Origin of the sequence: Pseudoduganella guangdongensis (assembly GCF_009857475.1) — a bacterium.
Classification (GTDB): Bacteria; Pseudomonadota; Gammaproteobacteria; order Burkholderiales; family Burkholderiaceae_D; genus Rugamonas; species Rugamonas guangdongensis.
Window position 1 is genome coordinate 314796 of sequence record NZ_WWCJ01000001.1, and the last position, 18625, is coordinate 333420.

At 66.1% G+C, this 18625-nt stretch carries 18 protein-coding genes; 8 read left to right on the top strand and 10 right to left on the bottom strand.

Features of this window, described 5'->3' with window-relative positions; all coding sequences use genetic code 11:
- Positions 1-4: 4 nt before the first annotated feature.
- Positions 5-880, top strand: coding sequence for a tRNA cyclic N6-threonylcarbamoyladenosine(37) synthase TcdA (gene tcdA, locus GTP41_RS01515; protein ID WP_161023779.1), 876 nt, complete (start codon positions 5-7; stop codon positions 878-880).
- On the opposite strand, the gene thpR is transcribed toward tcdA, so the two are convergent.
- Positions 820-1362: an RNA 2',3'-cyclic phosphodiesterase gene (gene thpR, locus GTP41_RS01520; protein ID WP_161023780.1), complete on the bottom strand. Its 543-nt coding sequence runs from the start codon at positions 1360-1362 to the stop codon at positions 820-822. The two genes, tcdA and thpR, sit on opposite strands and share 61 nt — an antisense overlap.
- A 33-nt stretch (positions 1363-1395) precedes the next feature.
- Between thpR and GTP41_RS01525 the strand changes: the two genes are divergently transcribed.
- Positions 1396-1905 carry an FKBP-type peptidyl-prolyl cis-trans isomerase gene (locus GTP41_RS01525; RefSeq protein ID WP_161023781.1) on the top strand — a complete coding sequence of 170 codons (510 nt, stop codon included), beginning with the start codon at positions 1396-1398 and terminating at the stop codon, positions 1903-1905.
- Between the two features lie 2 nt (positions 1906-1907).
- On the opposite strand, the gene GTP41_RS01530 is transcribed toward GTP41_RS01525, so the two are convergent.
- The 5 genes from GTP41_RS01530 to GTP41_RS01550 form a co-directional block, all read right to left on the bottom strand.
- A complete protein-coding gene (locus GTP41_RS01530; RefSeq protein ID WP_161023782.1) occupies positions 1908-2918 on the bottom strand; it encodes a cation diffusion facilitator family transporter in 1011 nt (336 codons plus the stop codon).
- Between the two features lie 2 nt (positions 2919-2920).
- On the bottom strand, positions 2921-3232 hold the full coding sequence (locus GTP41_RS01535; RefSeq protein WP_161023783.1) for an ArsR/SmtB family transcription factor: 312 nt from the start codon (positions 3230-3232) through the stop codon (positions 2921-2923).
- Positions 3233-3429: 197 nt separating this feature from the next.
- On the bottom strand, positions 3430-3867 hold the full coding sequence (locus GTP41_RS01540) for a hypothetical protein (RefSeq protein WP_161023784.1): 438 nt from the start codon (positions 3865-3867) through the stop codon (positions 3430-3432).
- Positions 3867-4595: a P-loop NTPase family protein gene (locus GTP41_RS01545; protein ID WP_161023785.1), complete on the bottom strand. Its 729-nt coding sequence runs from the start codon at positions 4593-4595 to the stop codon at positions 3867-3869. The genes GTP41_RS01540 and GTP41_RS01545 overlap by 1 nt, the downstream gene beginning before the upstream one ends.
- A gap of 11 nt (positions 4596-4606) precedes the next feature.
- Positions 4607-5500 carry a metallophosphoesterase family protein gene (locus GTP41_RS01550; RefSeq protein WP_229502695.1) on the bottom strand — a complete coding sequence of 298 codons (894 nt, stop codon included), beginning with the start codon at positions 5498-5500 and terminating at the stop codon, positions 4607-4609.
- Positions 5501-5518: 18 nt separating this feature from the next.
- Here GTP41_RS01550 and GTP41_RS01555 point away from each other — a divergent pair, with 18 nt between their 5' ends.
- Positions 5519-7498: a 3'-5' exonuclease gene (locus GTP41_RS01555; protein WP_161023787.1), complete on the top strand. Its 1980-nt coding sequence runs from the start codon at positions 5519-5521 to the stop codon at positions 7496-7498.
- Here GTP41_RS01555 and GTP41_RS01560 read toward each other — a convergent pair.
- Entirely contained in the window at positions 7491-7973 is a 483-nt protein-coding gene (locus GTP41_RS01560; RefSeq protein WP_161023788.1) for a CinA family protein, read from the bottom strand. The genes GTP41_RS01555 and GTP41_RS01560 overlap by 8 nt on opposite strands.
- Positions 7974-8213: 240 nt before the next feature.
- Between GTP41_RS01560 and GTP41_RS01565 the strand changes: the two genes are divergently transcribed.
- Genes GTP41_RS01565 through GTP41_RS01575 form a run of 3 tightly spaced genes read left to right on the top strand, consistent with a single transcriptional unit; the run spans position 8214 to position 13356 of the window.
- Positions 8214-8741 (top strand): TOL_0243 family YfiR-like periplasmic protein, encoded by a 528-nt coding sequence (locus GTP41_RS01565; protein WP_161023789.1) that lies wholly within the window; start codon positions 8214-8216, stop codon positions 8739-8741.
- Positions 8738-10765 (top strand): sensor histidine kinase, YfiR-like protein-associated, encoded by a 2028-nt coding sequence (locus tag GTP41_RS01570; RefSeq protein ID WP_229502696.1) that lies wholly within the window; start codon positions 8738-8740, stop codon positions 10763-10765. The genes GTP41_RS01565 and GTP41_RS01570 overlap by 4 nt, the downstream gene beginning before the upstream one ends.
- Positions 10762-13356: an EAL domain-containing protein gene (locus tag GTP41_RS01575; RefSeq protein ID WP_161023790.1), complete on the top strand. Its 2595-nt coding sequence runs from the start codon at positions 10762-10764 to the stop codon at positions 13354-13356. Before GTP41_RS01570 ends, GTP41_RS01575 begins: the two co-directional genes overlap by 4 nt.
- Before the next feature lie 114 nt (positions 13357-13470).
- Here the strand turns inward: GTP41_RS01575 and GTP41_RS01580 are convergent, their stop codons facing one another.
- Positions 13471-13860 carry a DUF3224 domain-containing protein gene (locus GTP41_RS01580; protein WP_161023791.1) on the bottom strand — a complete coding sequence of 130 codons (390 nt, stop codon included), beginning with the start codon at positions 13858-13860 and terminating at the stop codon, positions 13471-13473.
- A 96-nt stretch (positions 13861-13956) separates the two neighbouring features.
- Between GTP41_RS01580 and GTP41_RS01585 the strand changes: the two genes are divergently transcribed.
- A complete protein-coding gene (locus GTP41_RS01585; RefSeq protein WP_161023792.1) occupies positions 13957-14796 on the top strand; it encodes a helix-turn-helix domain-containing protein in 840 nt (279 codons plus the stop codon).
- Here GTP41_RS01585 and thiL read toward each other — a convergent pair.
- Both thiL and GTP41_RS01595 read right to left on the bottom strand, forming a co-directional pair.
- Positions 14789-15763 carry a thiamine-phosphate kinase gene (gene thiL, locus GTP41_RS01590; protein WP_161023793.1) on the bottom strand — a complete coding sequence of 325 codons (975 nt, stop codon included), beginning with the start codon at positions 15761-15763 and terminating at the stop codon, positions 14789-14791. The two genes, GTP41_RS01585 and thiL, sit on opposite strands and share 8 nt — an antisense overlap.
- A gap of 43 nt (positions 15764-15806) precedes the next feature.
- Complete coding sequence (locus GTP41_RS01595) at positions 15807-15977, bottom strand: hypothetical protein (protein WP_161023794.1); 171 nt, start codon at positions 15975-15977, stop codon at positions 15807-15809.
- A 322-nt stretch (positions 15978-16299) separates the two neighbouring features.
- Between GTP41_RS01595 and GTP41_RS01600 the strand changes: the two genes are divergently transcribed.
- Entirely contained in the window at positions 16300-18615 is a 2316-nt protein-coding gene (locus tag GTP41_RS01600) for an NADP-dependent malic enzyme (RefSeq protein ID WP_161023795.1), read from the top strand.
- The last annotated feature ends 10 nt before the right edge of the window (positions 18616-18625 follow it).

Sequence of the window (18625 nt, forward strand, 5' to 3'; positions counted from 1 at the left end):
CGGGATGAATTCCCCGCAAATAGTTGATCCAGTTCTGGAAGATATCGATTTTGACCGCCGTTTTGGCGGCATTGCCCGCTTGTACGGCGAAAAAGCCCTGGCCCGTTTCCGTGGAGCACATGTGTGCGTGATCGGGGTCGGCGGCGTCGGCTCGTGGATCGTGGAAGCGCTGGCGCGCTCCGCGATCGGCAAGCTGACCCTGATCGACCTCGACAACGTGGCCGAATCGAACATCAATCGCCAGATCCAGGCCCTGAGCGGCACCATCGGCATGGCCAAGATCAGCGCGCTGGCCGAGCGCATCGCCCAGATCAACCCCTTCTGCGAAGTGGTGCAGGTGGAAGACTTCATCACGCCCGACAACCTGGACCAGATGGTGGGCGCGCACAACTTCGACTATGTGGTGGACGCCATCGACTCCGCCAAATCGAAGACCGCGCTGATCCACTATTGCCGCAGCAAGCAAATCCCGCTGGTGGTGATCGGCAGCGCCGGCGGCCAGACCGACCCGACCCGCATCGAAGTGCGCGACCTGTCCAAGACCGAACAGGAACCGCTGCTCAAGAAAGTGCGGCGCCGCCTGCGCAGCCAGTTCAACTACCCGCCCAACTCCAAAAACAAGCTGGGGGTGGACGCCGTGTTCTCGATGGAACCGCTGAAATTCCCGGAAAGCGGCGAAGTGTGCACGGTGGACGGCGACGAACGCGCCCCGCAGCAAGGCGTGACGGGCATCAATTGCGCCGGCTTTGGCTCGGCCATGGTGGTGACCGCGACCTTCGGCATGGTGGCCGCCGGCCACCTGCTGCGCAAGCTGGCCGATCAGGTGGCCGAGCCGGTGCCCGATGCCGCCCCGGCGCCCGCGAGCGCCAGCGGCACGTAAGCGCCGTCGGGCATGGATTCGACCAGCGCGAGTCCTGCGACCTGCCACACCACAGGCGCCGCGCCAAACACCGCCGGCGCCGCCTCGGCCTCCCGCGCCAAAGTGACGTGCGGCCTGAATTCGCCATGCGTTGCCGCACTAAACCCCGCCGCTTCCAGCCGCGCCATGAGATCCGCCTGCGCCGCCAACAGGGCCGCCGGCGGCGCCCGCATCCCCGCCCAGGCAATGCGCGGGCGCGTGAAATAGCCGTAGCAATCGATGTGCAACGTCAGCGCAGGCATGGCGCTGGCCGCCAGGATCGCCTGCAAGAGCGGCAGCGCCGCGGCCGGCTGCTGGCCCAGGAAGGCCATGGTCAGGTGCAGCTTGTCCGGCGGAATCAGGCGCCCGTGCACCGGTTGCTGCAGGCGGACCAGAGCTTGCCGCGTCGCCGCGTCCGGCCAGAGTGCAAAAAACAGTTTGTGCGCGGGTTGTTTTGCTATCATTGCAGCCGCCTTAATACTCTGTAAAGAAATCACATGAAACGCACTTCGATCCTGTTCGCCATCCTGTGCGCTGCAGCCGGCCTGGCGCAAGCACAGCAGCCAACCCAACAAGAACCCGCGCCGGCTCCGCAGGCGGAAGCCGCCGCGCCGGCCAAGTCGGAACCGATCGTGCCCGGTTCGGCCCAGCCCGGCCCCGCCGCCGAGCAACTGATCGTCACCGACAATAAAATCGGCAAAGGCGCCGAAGCGACGGTCGGCGCCACCGTCTACATGCACTACACCGGCTGGCTGTACCGCCCGCTGGCCAAGAACCAGCGCGGCCGCCAGTTCGACAGCTCCCTCCCGCGCGGCGAGCCGCTCGACTTCAAACTGGGCAGCGGCAAAGTCATCAAAGGCTGGGACCAGGGCATCGTCGGCATGAAAGTGGGCGGCAAGCGCACCCTGATCATCCCGGCCGAACTGGCCTACGGCGCGCGCGCCATGGGCGGCATTCCCGCCAACTCCGCCCTGATCTTCGACGTGGAACTGATGGACGTCAAATAAGCTTAGTGGGCATGGCCATGGTCGCAGCCGTGGCCGTGCCCATGAGCGTGCCCGGGCGCGCCAGCGCTGCCGCCCGGCCCAGGGCTGTGGCCATGCAGGCTGCACTCATGCTGCGTGGTGCCCTGTTCGGTTTGCAGGGTCGTATGCTGAATGCCGAACTGCTCCTTCAAGCCCCGCGCAATCTCATCGATGGCCACATCGCCCGGATAGCCGCCCGGCATCACCAGATGGCAAGTGAGCGCCACATCGGTCGTGCTCATGGACCAGATATGCAGGTCATGCATGCCCGCCACACCAGGGCGCGCCAGCAAGAACTTCTCCACCTCCGCCGCATTGATATTGCCCGGCACCGCGCCCAGGGTCATATCCAGCGCCTCGCGCAGCAGCGACCAGGTGCTCTTCATGATCAGCACCACGATCACCAGGCTCACCGCCGGATCGACCCAGGCCCAGCCCGTGTACATGACCAGCAGGCCCGCCACCAGGACGCCCAGCGAAATCGCCGCATCCGCCGCCAGATGCAGGTAAGCGCCACGGATATTCAAGTCATCCTTGCTGCCCTTCATGAACAGCCAGGCCGAGATGCCATTCACCGCAATGCCGACGCCGGCCACGATGGACACGGTCAAACCCTGCACCGGACGCGGCGCCATCAACTGCTCCACCGCACCCCAGGCAATGGCCCCGGTCGCCGCCATCAGCAGCATGCCATTGAACAGCGCAGCCAGGATCGAGCTGCTGCGCAAGCCATAGGTATAGCGCCCCGACGGCTCCCGCTTGGCCAGGATCGCCGCCCCCCAGGCCAGCATCAGGCTCAGCACATCCGACAGGTTATGGCCCGCATCGGCCATGAGTGCCGTCGAATTGGCCAGGAACCCGTAGAAGAACTCAATCGCCACAAAGAGCGCATTGAGAGTAATGGCAATGGCGAAGGCACGCCCGTGGCCCGGATCGCCGTGGTGGTGATGGTGGCCGTGATCGTGGCCATGCCCGTGATGATGGTGCGCGCCCATAGCTAATTCCCGTTGGAAGGTTCGGCAATATGCTCCAGCATATCGCGCAGGACACCGCTGATGTGGGCATCGGCGGTGGAATAGAAGACTTGCTTACCCTGGCGCTCCGACTTCACGATACGCGCCGCGCGCAGCAAGCGCAGGTGGTGGCTCACCAGCGAAGAGCTCAGCTGGAGCGACGCCGCGATATCGCTCACCGCGATCGGTTGCTCCAGGCAAGCGAGCACGATACGCAGCCGGGTCGGATCGCCCAGCAAATGAAACAGATCCGCCAGCTCCGCCACGGAAGCATCGTTATCAGGATAAATGGCCATAGCAAACAAATGAATAGGTATTCATATGTTAGCATGAAATTCGGGCTAAAACCGGTGCCAGGTCTGTCATTCGGACACGCAAGCAGCTTCTTTGATCTTTCTCAATACGCGATTTCAGGGAAATCAGCGTATTGAGAAACGTCAAACGTTAGCGCTAGCTGTCCAAATGACAGACCTGGCACCGGTTTGGGCACCGCTTATTTGGCGAGCGCGGCTTCGAATTTGGCGCGGGTGGGGGCGTCGAGGGTTTGCAGGGCGCGCTCGAGCTTGGCCGGGGGGATGCCGGCGGGCTGGCGGAAGATGGCTTGGCCGATCAGCACCAGCGCGGCGGTCAGGATGGCGACGCCGGCGGCGGCGGCCAGCAGCCGCAATTCGCGGCGGGAAAACGGTTCGTGCGAGGTGGGGATGGGCCGGGCGCCGGGCGGCGGGACGTACGCGGCGCCAGGTGTTGCGTTTGCGCTGGCCGGTGCTGCAGCGGGCCGGACGCTGTCCAGGCGCGCCAGGTGGCGCTCGACCGCTTCTTCCAGCACCGCTTCGTTCAGGGCGACCAGGGCGAAAATGGGGTCGTCAACGTCGACCTTGATGCCGGTCTTTTCGAAGACGTGCAGGCGCAGCTTGTGCGGGTCGAGGGCCATTACCAGTTCACCAGGTCGAGTTGTTCGAACAGGTCGCGGAACACGACCTTGATGCGCTGCTTTTCCATCACGTTGAATTTGTCGCTGGCTTTCACTTCGTCGATCGTCAGGCGGCCGGTGTTCATCTTCTTGACGTCGGCGCCGAAGGTGTCGGCGTTGCGCGCGCTCAGCACAATGCGGCCGCGCACGCGCGCCGAGTTGTCGGCGTAGGTCTGCGATTCGAGGAAGGATTTGCCGGAGGCCGATTGCAGCAGGCCGAAATGCTCGTTTTCCCACAGTACCAGCGGTACCTGGGTCGATTTGGCCGTGGTGACGAAGCCCATGGCGGTGTCGTGCAGCGTGTCGCCGCCGCCGACAATGGTGTGGATGTACACCTTGCGCCCGGATTCTTCGAGCAGGTTGAAACAGTCGTTCTCGATCAAGTACGCCATCAGCGGGGAGAAGGTGTTGGCGCCGTTGTCGATCACGCAGTTGCCGTCCTGCTCCAGGATGTCGATCATCAGGGCGTCGAAGCGCTTGGGGTCGATGGTGCGCGCTTCGGTCATCACCGGCACGTGCTTCACATTCAGCGATTTGTAGCGCGAGAAGGTGGTGTTCTCCTGGTCGGTGTCGTAGCAGCGCAGCGGGGTTTCGCTTTTCCCTTGCAGCCATTGCGCAAGGATGGTCGAGACGAAGGTTTTGCCGATGCCGCCCTTGCCTTGCAGGACGAAGTGAACCGTGTTTTGCATTGATGCTCCTGTTATCTGTGGCAGTCGGCCGCGCCGCTGTCGCTGGCTTCCTGCTGCGGGTGCTCCGGTGCGGTCCTGGGTTCGACCGCCAGGAACTCCCATTCGTAGCCGTTCTCTTTCAATTTCAGTTTCAGCACGCCGGTGCGCCAGTTGATGCGCGCTTCGCTCTGGTCGTGAATCCAGAGGTAGGGCGTGAGGTAGGCGCCGCCGGTGCCGACCACGAACTGGCGTACGCCGCGCGCGGCGTCGGGCCGGGCCTCGGCGTCCATCGGGGCCAGGCGCTCGTAGTCGTGGTCATGCCCGGAAAGCACCAGTTCGACGCCGGCGCCGTGCAGCGCGTGCCAGACGTCCTGCATCTTCTTGCTCGGGGCGTGTCCGCCAGAACTATACATGGGCGCGTGCCAGTAGGCGAGGGTGCAGCGCGCCTGGCTGGCGGCCAGGTCGTCTTTCAGCCACAGGAGCTGGCGCTGGTGCTCGGCGGGGTTGAGGTGGCTGTTCAGGGAAATGAAGTGCCAGCCGCCCTTGTCGAAACTGTAATAGCCGCGCCCGCGCGGCCCGGCCAGCTCGCCGAAGTAGTCGTAGTAGCCGTTGGCGTTGCCGCTGCCGTATTCGTGGTTGCCGGGCGCGGGGCGGGTGCGTTCCTTGAACCGGCCCCAGGTGGGGGTGTAGCAGTCGCGGAATTCGGCGGCGGTGCCATTGGGGTAGGTGTGGTCGCCCAGGGACAGCACCAGGGCCTTGGGGTCGCCTTGGGCGATCAGGGCGGCGGTTTCGGCGGCGCCGGAGTTGGCGGCGCGGGTGTAGCGGCAGTCGGCGATGTCGCCGGCGGCGTAGACGGTGAGCGGGCCGGCCGCCGCCATGGGCGCGGCGGCGGCCAGCGCCAGCCAAGGTAGAATGCGTGTTTTCATTGGCACCATTGAACAGGCATGCGAGTTTTACCATCCAGCGAGCAGGAAGCGATCCTGAAATCCCGCGCCCAGACCTTGATGATCGAGGCGCGCGCCGGGACTGGCAAGACTACCACGCTGGCCATGCTGGCGGCACAGGAACCGGGCGTGGTCCTGGGCTTGTGTTTTTCGGAGGGGGCGCGCCTGCGCTTCTATGAGAAGCTGGCGCTGGAGTGCCCGGGCCGCAAGGTGCAGGTGCTGACCGTGGAGGCGCTGGCGCGTTCGCAGCTGACGCGCATCGCGGAGCATGGCAGCTGGCTGGACCTGCCGCAGCGCTGGTCCAGCCTGGAGCAGATGCGCCCGATGCTGGTGGCGGCGGCCAATGCGGTGTGGCAGCGCCACGCGGGCCGCTATACGGAGTTCGACTTCGATTTCGAACGCAGCACGCAGCGCGTGGAGATGATGCTGCAGCTGCTGGCGCAGATGAAGGCGACGCTGGCCACCTTGCGCTTCGAGGATGAGGTGTTCGATGACTTCACCTTCGATGAGCTGTGCAGCCAGTTCGAGCTGGACGACCGCGAGATCGTGGAGATCTTCCATGAGTTCGAGCGCCGCCGCCAGCCGCAGGCCGGCCATATCCTGTGGCAGGCGCCGGTCGATTATGCGACCGACCTGGTGTCCATCCTGCGCCGCTTCCCGGAGGCGGTGCATGATATGCCGCAGGCGAACCTGCTGCTGGTCGACGAGTGGCACGATGTGAACGCGGCAGAGTTCGAGCTGCTGCAGCTGTTCCGCCGCCAGGCGCGCCTGGTGGTGGTGGGCGATCGCCACCAGGTCATCAACGCCGAGCGCGGCGCCGATCCGCGCTTCTCTGGCGGCGGCTTCGAGCTGGCCTTCCCGGATGCGGAGCGCTTGCCGCTGTCGCAGTCGCGCCGTTGCGGCGTGTCGCTGAAAAAGCTGCTGGAGCGCGCCCTGCCCAAGTGCGGTTTCGAGTCGCATCCCGATACCTATTCCGAAGTGCGCCATGCGGAATACGATCCGTCGGATCCGCAGGCCTGCGCGCGCGCCGTGGTGGCGCGGGCGCAGGAGCTGGCCAGGGGGCCGGACCTGGCCATTATCCTGCGCGAGGTGGATCAGAGCGTGGAAATCGAGAACGCCTTGCTGGACGCGGGCCTGCCCTATAACTGCGACGGCTTTGCCTCCTACCTGCAGCGGCCCGAGATCATGGCGCTGCGCGCGCTGCTGCACGTGGCCTGCGGCGACTACAGCACGCTGAAGGCGGATAAGGAGAGCTGCGAGCTGATGGTGGACGGGCTGCAGACCTATTTCGCGGTCTCCGGCGAGCGCAGCGACTACGATGCGGACCACGCGATCTACGGCTCGGGCGACGCCTATAAGCAGCAGAAGGATGCCGTGGTGCGCGATCCGGAAACGCTGGAATTCATGTTCAGCGGCTTGCTGTGCGTGGAGCAGCCCTACGATACGGGCGTTACGCGGCGCTGGAAGCAGCGCCTGGCCAATGTGCTGGAGCAGATGAAAGCGCAGGCGTCCAGCGCCAGCGCGGCGCAGCTGCTGCAGCTGGCGAGCGACGGTCTGGACCTGCCGGCTGCCACGCGCCGCACCTTCGTCAACCGCGCCCATGCCGATTCGGTGCTGCGCACCTTGCGCGCCTTCCTCGACTTTGCCCGGCGCCAGGGCGAGGCCAAAGCGCCGGCTTTCCTGGAGGAGCTGCGCCGGCGCCAGGTGGCCACGCGCGGCAAGAGCGGCAAGAGCGGCGCGAGCAAGGCGCTGGCGCTGGCCACGGTGCAGTCGGCCAAGGGCAGGGAGTGGCAGCAGGTGCTGCTGCCTTATATGGAGGATGGCCAGTTCCCGCGCGTGACGCGCAACGCGGAGGAATTCGCCGAGGAGCGGCGCTACCTGTATGTGGCGATCAGCCGCGCGATCGCGGGGCTGACCCTGTTCGAGCCGGACGCGGCGCACGCGGCGCAGCGCAGCCGGCTGCTCAACGCAGTCAATTAATAAAGCGCAGTAGCCCTTTCAGCGCATGCTCGATGGTCTGCTGGCGCACCGCGTGGCGGTCGCCGCCGAACACCAGGCGCTCGGTGTGCATCGTGTCGCCGTTGGCCCAGCCGAAACAGACGGTGCCGACCGGCTTGCCCGGTACGGCGCCGGTCGGGCCCGCGATGCCGGTCACCGATACCGCCACGTGCGCATTGCTGCTGCCGATGGCGCCCTGCGCCATGGCGGCCGCCACCTCTTCGCTGACGGAGCCGAATTGCGCCATCATGGCGGCCGGCACGTCCAGCATCTCGGTCTTGGAGGCGTTGGAGTAGCACACGAAGCCGCAATCGAACCAGCCGGTGGAGCCGGCGATTTCCGTGATGGCGGTGGAGATGCCGCCGCCGGTGCACGATTCTGCGGTTGCCAACAGCAAGCCTTTGTCCTGCAGGGCCTTGCCCACCTGGGCGGCCAATTCGTTGATATCGGTACTCACTTGTGGCTCCTTTAGCAAACAAATGCGGTTGACCCCATTCTAGCGCGCTGCTGTGCACATTGACCACGCTGCAGCGCAATAATGTGGCATCACGACTAACTTGCAAGTCGCGCAGGGCCGCTGTGGTGCGGTAAATCAAGAAATGCGCCGGGTTTTTGGACTCAGCGATAGAATGGCGCAGTCCCCTGTTCGCGAGGCAAGGTGGTGAGGACGCTCCAAGGAAGATGTCCCGGTGTCTGGGTGGCAGTGCTGCTGGCAGCGCTGTGGCCCCTGCTTGCCCTGGCGCAGACCAATAGCACGCTGGAACGCCAGGTCAAGGCGGCCTACCTGCTCAAGTTTGCCGGCTTTGTCGAGTGGCCCGAAGGCAGTTTCAGCCGTCCCGACAGCGCGGTGGTGATCGGCGTGGTCGGCGCCGACGCGCTGGCCGGGCAATTGGAGCAGACCGTGGCCGGCCACAGCGCCAATGGCCGGCCCTTGCAGGTGCGCCGCATCCGGCGCGGCGACGGCTTGGCCGGCGTGCATATGCTGTTCGTGGCGGCGCAGGACAAAACGCTGGCGCAGGACCTGCTCAGCGCCAGCCGCGGCCAGCCGGTGCTGACCGTGACCGATGCCGACGAGACCTTTGGCCTGGGCAGCATGATCAACTTCGTCATCGCCGATGAACGGCTGCGCTTTGAGGTGTCGCTCAAGCCGGCTGCCGCGGCGCGCCTGAAAATCAGTGCGCGCATGCTGTCGGCGGCGTACCGCGTGCAGCAGGTGGCGGGATGATGAGCCGGCGCCGCTCCTTGCCGCAAAAGCTGCTGGGCGTGGTCATGCTGGTCACGCTGGCGGCGCTGCTGGTGTCGCTCGGCACCATCCTGGCCTACGACTTGCGCGCCTACCACCAGTCGCTGACGGCCGACATGACCACCCAGGCCGAGCTGCTGGGGCATATGAGCGCGCCGGCGCTGACCTTCGACGACCAGCGCCTGGCCAAGGAAAACCTGGCCTTGCTGCGCCTGCGACCCAAGGTCAACGCGGGCGCCATCTACAGTGCGCGCGGCCAGCTGTTTGCCACCTATGTGGCGCCCGGCCTGGATGTCCAGGTGCCGCAGGCGCCGCGCGCCGACGGCGTCGCCTTCGTGAACGGCAAGATGCTGCTGTTCCGCCGCATCCGCGATAACGGCGAGGTGTTGGGCACGGTCTACCTGCAGGCCGACTATGAGATCCTCAGCCGCTTCAGCGACTACGCGATGATCGCCATCATCGCCACCTTGCTGGCGCTGGGCATCGCCTACCTGCTGATGCGGCCCCTGAACAAGGTGGTGACGCAGCCGGTGCTGGCCATTGCCGATGTGGCGCGCGAGGTGGTGGAGACGGGCGACTATTCGCGCCGCGCGCCCGGCACCAGCAACGACGAAGTGGCGGAGCTGGCGGCCTCCTTCAACAAGATGCTGAGCGTGATCGAGAGCCGCACGCGCGAGCTGGAAAACTCCAACAGCGAGATCGCGCGCGAGGCCGAGCAGCGCAGCAAGGCGCAGCAGGAAGTCATGCGCCTGAACGAGGAGCTGGAGCTGCGCGTGCACGAGCGCACCTTGCAGCTGGAGCAGGCCAACAGCGAGCTGGCCCTGGCCATGGAGGAGGCCAAGAGCGCCAACCAGGCCAAGTCGGCCTTCCTCTCGTCCATGAGCCACGAGCTGCGCACGCCGCTCAACGCGATCCTCGGTTTCGCGCAAATCCTCACCTCGGAAAAGCTGCCGTCGACCCTGGCGCAAAAGCGCGAGTTCGCCAGCCATATCCTGAAGTCGGGCCGCCACCTGCTGACCCTGATCAACGAAATCCTCGACCTGGCCAAGATCGAGTCGGGCGCCGTGGCCTTGTCGCTGGAGCCGGTGGCGCTGCAGGAAATCCTGCAGGAGTGCGAGGGCATGGTGGCGCCGCTGGCGGACCAGCGCGGCATCCGCCTGCTGTTCCCGGACGCCTGCACGGCCAATGTCACGGCCGACCGCACGCGCCTCAAGCAGATCCTGCTCAACCTGCTGTCCAACGCCATCAAGTACAACCGCGAGGCCGGTTCGGTGGTGGTCGACTGCAGCCCGGGCGGGCCAGGGCTGATGCGCGTGTCGGTGCAGGATACCGGCATGGGCCTGCGGCCGGAGCAGGTCAAGCAGTTGTTCCAGCCGTTCAACCGGCTGGGGCAGGAAAGCGGCACGGAAGAGGGCACCGGCATCGGCCTGGTGGTGACCAAGCGCCTGGTCGAGCTGATGGGCGGCACCATCGGCGTTACCAGCAGCCAGGGCGCGGGCAGCATGTTCTGGATCGAGCTGGCGTCGACCGAGCCGACGCCGTCGCGCATTGACCCGGACGCGGAGAGTGTGCCGCCGCTGCCGCGCCACGCGCAAGGCGAACCGGCCACCATCTTGTATGTGGAAGACAACCCGGCTAACCTGAAGCTGGTGGAGGAAATCATCAGCTTCCGCCCCGACCTGAAACTGCTGTCGGCGCCGGACGGCCACCTGGGCATCGAGCTGGCGCGCGCCCACCAGCCGGACATGATCCTGATGGACATCAACCTGCCGGGCCTGAGCGGCCTCGATGCCGTCAAGCTGCTGCACACCGATCCGCGCACCGCCCACATCCCGGTGATTGCCCTGACCGCCAACGCCATGCCGCGCGACGTGGAGAAAGGCCTGGCGGCCGGTTTCTTCCGCTACCTGATCAAGCCGATCAACATCGACGAGTTCACGGATGCGATCAACAGCACCATGTCCTTCCTGGCGCGCCGGGAAGAGGAAGGGAGTACGTCCAAGTGATCAGCCGCGACGATATCCTCAACGCCAACATCCTCATCGTGGATGACCAGCCGGTCAATGTGCAGCTGCTGGAATACCTGCTGCAGACCAGCGGCTATGTCCAGGTCAGCTCCACCACCGACCCGCGCGTGGTGGCGCCCTGGCATGAAGCGCACCGCTATGACCTGATCATCCTCGACCTGCACATGCCCGGCATGAGCGGCTTCGATGTGATGGAGGCCCTCAAGCCGCTGGAGCCGGAATACCTGCCGGTGCTGGTGGTGACGGCGCAGCCGGACCAGAAGCTGGCCGCGCTCGACGCCGGCGCGCGCGACTTCGTCAGCAAGCCGTTCGACCCGGTGGAGGTGCTGACGCGCATCCACAATATGCTGGAAGTGCGCCTGCTGCACCGCGAGGCGCGCGACCACAACGAAGTGCTGGAGCAGACCGTGCGCGCCCGCACCGCCGACCTGCAGCGCTTTCGCAGCGCGATGGATGCCACCGCCGACGCCATCTTCCTGATCGACACCGATACCCTGGCGCTGGTGGACGCCAGCGAGGGTGCCGGCCGCATGCTGGGCTACCCGCGCGCGCAGCTGCTGGCGCAGGAGGCGGGCCGCCTGGGACTGGGCGGGCGCGAGGAGCTGGCGCAGCAGGCGGCGCGCGCCGGCCAGGCCGCCGCCGCGCCGCACCGCGCGCCGGACCTGGCGGAAGGGGAGCTGCTGCGCAGCGACGGCGCGGCGGTGCCGGTGGAGGTGTACTGGCTGCTGCAAAGCGAGGGCGAGTCGGCGCACCGCACCCTGATCTGCGTGGCGCGCGACATCAGCGAGCGGCGCCTGGCGGAGGAGCGCCTGCGCCACATGGCGCACTACGACGCCCTGACCGGCCTGCCCAACCGCACCCTGTTCTTCGAGACCCTGGGCGAGTCGATCGAGCTGGCGCAGGACAAGGAGTGGCGCATCGTGGTGCTGTTCATCGGCCTGGACCGCTTCCGCAAGGTGAACGATTCGATGGGGGCGGCCATGGGCGACCGCCTGCTGCACGAATTTTCCAACCGGCTGGTGCAGTGCGTGCGCCTGCGCGACACGGTAGGGCGGCTGGGCGGCGACGAGTTCGCACTGATCCTGAGCATGACGCGCGACCAGCAGGACGCGGTGCTGGTCGCGAACGAGGTGCGCGAGGCGCTGCGCAATCCGTTCGACCTGGATGACCACCAAGCCACGCTGACCGCCTCCATCGGCATCGCCATGTACCCGGACGACGCCAGCGATCCCGAGACCCTGGTTAAGTACGCCAACACGGCGATGGAACGCGCCAAGGAAGCCGGCGGCGACGGCTACCGCTTCTTCACGGCGGGCATGAATGTGCAGGTGCTGGCGCGGCTGGACCTGGAAATGGCGCTGCGCCGCGCGCTGGAGAACAATGAGCTGGAGCTGCACTACCAGCCCAAGGTGAACCTGACCACGGGCCGCATCAGCGGGGCGGAAGCGCTGCTGCGCTGGAACCGCCCCGGCTACGGCCTGGTGTATCCGGCCGAATTCGTCGGCGTGCTGGAAGACACCGGCTTGATCGTGCGTGTCGGCAGCTGGATCATCGACGCCGCCTGCCGCCAGATCGCAGCCTGGCTGCGCACGCCGGTGGGCGGGGTGCATGTGGCGGTCAACGTCGCCAGCCGCCAGTTCGTGGAGGGCGACCTGGAGAGCGACGTGCGGCAAGCGCTGGAGCGGCACCAGGTGCCGCCGGAATTGCTGGAGCTGGAGCTGACGGAGACGGCCCTGATGTCGAACGCCGAGCGCACCATCCAGGTGCTGACGGTATTGAAGGACCTGGGCATCAAGGTGGCGATCGACGATTTCGGCACCGGCTACTCCTCGCTGGCCTACCTGCAGCGCTTCCCGATCGACAAGCTGAAGATCGACATCGCCTTCGTGCGCGACATCACCACCAATCCGAACGACGCGGCGATCGCGCTGGCCATCATCAGCATGGCGCACAGCCTGAAGCTGCGCGTGATCGCGGAAGGCGTGGAAACCCGGCCGCAGCTGGAATACCTGCGGCGCAACCGCTGCGACGAAATCCAGGGCTATTTCTTCTCACGCCCGCTGGCGGCGGCGGATATGGGCGCGCTGGCCGAATCGGGCAAGGCCCTGCCGCCCGACCCCAATGTGGCGGCCGAACCGCCGCAGACCCTGCTGCTGGTGGATGACGACGTGAACGTACTGTCCTCGCTGCACCGCCTGTTCCGGCGCGACGGCTACCGCATCCTGACGGCGGTGTCGCCGGCCGAAGGCTTCGACCTGCTGGCGCTGTATCCGGTGCAGGTGATCGTGTGCGACCAGCGCATGCCGATCCTGTCCGGCACCGAATTCCTGGCCAAGGTGAAGGAGATGTACCCGGACACGATCCGCATCATCCTGTCCGGCTACACCGGGCTGGAGGCCGTGCTCGATTCGATCAACCGCGGCGCCATCTACCGCTTCTACACCAAGCCCTGGGATGACACCCAGCTGCGCGACAACATCCGCCTGGCCTTCCACCACTACTGGCTGATGCACGGCAGCGGCCGCCGCGCCGGCGAGCCTGGCGAAGACCACACCGCCCTCACCGGATAAAAAAAGGGGCCAGTTCCACCCGCCGGAACTGGCCCCAAATACATTCGTAGGGAGTTGGTACTGAATGTTGAGACAGGCGCTATCTTAAGCCGCCCGTGTTACCGCCGCATGACATCATTTGGCCGGCAGCTTGTAGGTGAAGGTGTAGCGGTGCTGGCCGCCGGTGACGTCGATCTGCATCGTGCCTTGCAGGCCGGTGAGTTCGCCGGTGGCGGAGTCGGGCACCACGCTGACGGTCAGGCTTGGCGTGCCTTTGTCCATCAGGCCGAAGTGCTGCAGGAAAAAGCTGCCGCTGCGGCCTTCCAGCGTGGCTTTGACTTCTTCCAGCGCGACGTAGCCGGCGGAGCCTGGCACGGCGGTGCGCACGGCGAGCATTTCGCCGCGGCTGCTGCCGGCCAGCGCGCCGTGGAAGGTCTTCTCGATGCTTTGCCGGCCCCAGGCCTGGCCTTCCGCTGCCGGTTGCGGCGTGAGTTTGACGTCGAAGCTGCCTTCGATTTGCTGCATGGGTTTGTCTCCTGCGTGCGCCGCGGTTGCGGCCAATACGAATAGTAAAGGGATCAGTGTTTTCATGGCGGCCAGTGTGCTAGATTCCCCACCCTTATGATTGGAAAAACGCGACAAATCGATGCGGCGCCGCGTGGCGTCCTGGTGCCGGGCTTCGCCACCGGTGCATTCTGCCACGAGCGCCTGGCGCCGTGCGCCGCGCTGGCCGGGCTGGTGGAGCACTACTGGTTCGTGGGCTGGGATATGGCGGGGCTGCCGGCGCGGCAGCAGGAAACCCTGCCGCACCCGAATGTGCACCTGGTGGTCGAACACGAGGCGGAGGGCGTGTATGGCGTGCATACGGCGCGCTATAGCAAGACGCTGGCGGGGAAGGGTTTTGCATTCGGGGTCAAGTTCCGGCCGGGCGGCTTCCGGCCTTTCCTCGGGCGTCCGGTGGCGCAGATCGCGGACCAGCGCGTGCCGCTGGCCAGCCTGTTCGGCGCGTCGGGCATGGAACTGGTGCGGGAGCTGAGGGCGTTGGCGGACGCCGACGCGGCGGCGCTGCCGCGCGCGATGGCGGAGGTGGCGCGCAACTTCCTGCTGGCGCGCCTGCCGCCGCCGGATGCGGACGCGGAGCAGGCGGCGCAGCTGGTGGCGGCCATTGCGGTCGATCCGGCGCTGCTGACGGTGGAGGCGCTGGCGCAGCAGGCCGGCATGACCCAGCGCGCCCTGCAGCGCCTGTTCCAGCAATACGTGGGCGTGGGCCCGAAGTGGGTCATCAAACGCTACCGCATGCACGAGGCGGTGGCGCGGTTGCAGGCCGGCGCGGCGCCGGAGCGGGCGAGTTTGGCGAAGCTGGCGCAGGACCTGGGCTATTTCGACCAGGCCCACTTCATCCGCGAATTCACGGCGCTGGTCGGCAAGCCGCCCGGCGCGTACCGCCGCGCGCTTACTTGAAGTGGTCGAAGCTGGCCAATTCGAGCGCCAGCGGGGCGCCGGCCGCATCGGTCCAGCGCAAGCCCGGCGCGCCATCGATCCGGCCGATGCGCGTGACCGGCGTGCTGCATTCGGTCGCGGCGGCGGCGATTGCCGCGCGCGACGCGGCTGGTGCGGTGAAGCAGATTTCATAATCGTCGCCGCCGGCGGCGGTGAAGGCGCGGCGCAGGGCCAGCGGCTGGGCGGCCAGCACCGGTCCGGCCGGCAGCGCATCGGCGTCCAGCGTGGCGCCAACGCCCGAGCGCGCCAAGATGTGGCCCAGGTCGCCCACCAGGCCGTCGGAGATGTCGATCGCGGCGTGCGCCAGGCCGCGCTCGGCCAGCAGCACGCCCAGCGCCACGCGCGGCGTCGGCGTGTGCATGCGGCTGCCGGCGGCGGCCAGGTCGGCGGCGTTAAGCGGGGCGGCCAGGGCCGGCTCCTGGCGGTAGCCTGCCAGCGCCAGGCGCGCATCGCCCAGGGTGCCGGAGACCCAGACATCGTCGCCCGCCACGGCCGCGCTGCGGCGCAGGGCGCGTCCCGGCGCCACTTCGCCGAACACGGTGATGCAGATCGTCAGCGGCCCCTTGGTGGTATCGCCGCCGATCAGTTCGCAGCCGTGGGCATCGGCCAGCGCGAACAGGCCGCGCGAAAAGCCTTCCAGCCAGGCGCGGTCGGCGGCCGGCAAGGCCAGGGCCAGGGTGAAGGCGACGGGACGGGCGCCCATGGCGGCCAGGTCGGACAGGTTGACGGCGAGGCTCTTGTGCCCCAGGCGCTGGGCCTCTTCGCCGGCAAAGAAATGCCGGCCCTCGACCAGCATGTCGGAAGAAATGGCTGTCTGCATCCCGGGGGCCGGGGTCAGCAGGGCGCAGTCGTCGCCGATGCCAAGGGTCGCACGCCCCGGCACGGGGCGGTCGAAATAGTGTTTGATCAGGTCGAATTCGGAGAGCATCCCGCCATTCTAGCGGGGCAGCCCAGCTTCGTCCTTAGGCTTGTTACTCGTGCTTATCGCGCAGATAGACCCAGGTGCCGCCGGAGGCCAGGGCTGCCATGGCCAGCATGACCACATAGCTTGAGTCCTGCGGGGTGAAGAAAAGGACAGCGACGCTCGCGGGAAACAGGACGCCGGACAGACGGGACCAGGAATGCCAGAGTGCGTGACGCATGGTATTTTCCTTCCGTAAAGTACCAATAAACTCAGTCTAGGAACAGAAATGCTATATGTAAAGTTGTTATCGACGAATATTCCAACTATTTGAGTTTTGGCGCAACAAGATTTTAGGGTTTCGTGCCGCAAGTCAGCATTGTCGTTCCAGCGACAGAGTGTAGCGATGGAAAATTGCGTTTCTGTGCGGCAATCAGACACGGTCACCTGACCGGGAAACCGACGAAAATTCGGCATTCGTGAAAATACCTAGGTTTGCGTATTCTTTTCGTCTGCTAGAATCGAACACTTTCGGGACAGCACAAGAGAAGGGGCAGTACAGCATGGATTCGGGATCCGACAAGAAAGAAGAACTTCGCCAACAACTGCGCGCGGCAGCACTTGAGTACCACGAGTGCCCCAAGCCGGGCAAAATCAGCGTCACCCCCACCAAGCAACTGACCAACCAGCGCGACCTGGCCCTGGCCTATTCGCCAGGGGTGGCCGCGCCGTGCGAAGAGATCGTGATCGATCCCGCCAACTCGTATAAATACACCGCGCGCGGCAACCTGGTGGCCGTCATCTCCAACGGCACCGCCGTGCTGGGCCTGGGTAACATCGGCGCGCTGGCCTCCAAACCGGTGATGGAAGGCAAGGGCGTGCTGTTCAAGAAGTTCGCCGGCGTCGACGTGTTCGACATCGAAATCAACGAGAACGACCCGGACAAGCTGGTCGACATCATCGCTTCCCTGGAGCCGACTTTCGGCGGCATCAACCTGGAAGACATCAAGGCGCCGGAGTGCTTCTACATCGAACGCAAGCTGCGCGAGAAGATGAAGATCCCGGTCTTCCACGACGACCAGCACGGCACCGCCATCATCGTCGGCGCGGCCATCCTGAACGGCCTGAAATACATCGGCAAGGACATCAAGAACGTCAAGCTGGTGGTGTCCGGCGCGGGCGCGGCGGCGCTGGCCTGCCTCGACCTGATCGTCGACCTGGGCTTCCCGATTGAGAACATCCTGGTCACCGACCTGGCCGGCGTGGTCTACAAGGGCCGCACCGAGCTGATGGACCCGGACAAGGAACGCTTCGCGCGCGACACCCCGCACCGCAGCCTGAATGAATGCATCGACGGCGCCGACATCTTCCTCGGCCTGTCGGCCGGCGGCGTGCTGAAACAGGACATGGTCAAGCGCATGGCGCCGAACCCGCTGATCCTGGCGCTGGCCAACCCGAATCCGGAAATCCTGCCGGAAGACGTGAAGGCGGTGCGCGCCGACGCCATCATCTGCACCGGCCGTTCGGACTATCCGAACCAGGTCAACAACGTGCTGTGCTTCCCGTACATCTTCCGCGGCGCGCTGGACTCCGGCGCCTCCACCATCACGCGTGAAATGGAAATCGCCGTGGTGCACGCGATTGCCGACCTGGCGCACGCCGAGCAGTCGGACATCGTGGCCACCACCTACGGCATCGCCAACCTGGCCTTCGGCCCGGAATACCTGATCCCGATGCCGTTCGACCCGCGCCTGCTGACCAAGATCGCGCCGGCCGTGGCCAAGGCGGCGGAAGACTCCGGCGTGGCGACGCGTCCGATCAAGGACCTGGAAGCCTACGCCGACAGCCTGCAGCAATTCGTCTACCGTTCCGGCACCTTCATGAAGCCGGTGTTCTCGGTGGCCAAGAAGACCCCGCCGGAGATGAAGCGCATCGTCTACGCCGAAGGCGAAGAAGAGCGCGTGCTGCGCGCGGTGCAGGTGATCGTGGACGAGAAGCTGGCGCGCCCGATCCTGGTCGGCCGCCCGGCCGTGCTGGACGCGCGCGTGCAGAAATTCGGCCTGCGCCTGAAGCAGGGCCTGGACTACGACGTGATCAACCCGGACTTCGACGAGCGCTACCGCGAATACTGGCAGGCCTACTACGAGCTGACCAGCCGCAAGGGCGTGACGCAGGAATACGCCAAGCTGGAAATGCGCCGCCGCCACTCGCTGATCGGCGCCATGATGATCAAGAAGGGCGACGCCGACGGCATGATCTGCGGCACCTTCGGCACCACCGACCTGCACCTGAAGTATATCGACCAGGTGCTGGGGCGCCGCCCGGGCGCCTGCGTGTACGCCGCCATGAACATCCTGGTGCTGCCTGAGCGCCAGCTGGCCATGGTCGACACCCACGTCAACGAAAACCCGAACGCCAACGAGCTGGCGGCCATCACCATCATGGCCGCCGAGGAAATGAAGCGCTTCGGCCTGGTGCCGCGCGCGGCCCTGCTGTCGCACTCGAACTTCGGCTCCCACAACAGCGAATCGGCGCAGAAGATGCGCGCCGCGCTGGAGCTGGTGCGCCAGCGCGCGCCGGACCTGGAAGTGGACGGCGAAATGCACGGCGACACCGCGCTGGACTCCAAGTTCCGCCACAAGCTGATGCCGGGCACCACCCTGAAGCAGGACGCCAACCTGCTGGTGATGCCGAACATCGACGCCGCCAACATCGCCTACAACCTGGTCAAGACCGCGGCCGGCAACGGCATCGCGATCGGCCCGATCCTGCTCGGCTGCGCCGCGCCGGTGCACATCCTGACCCCGTCCGCCACCGTGCGCCGCATCGTCAACATGACGGCGCTGTGCGTGGTGGACGCGGTGTCGGAACGCGCATAAGGAAAGGGCG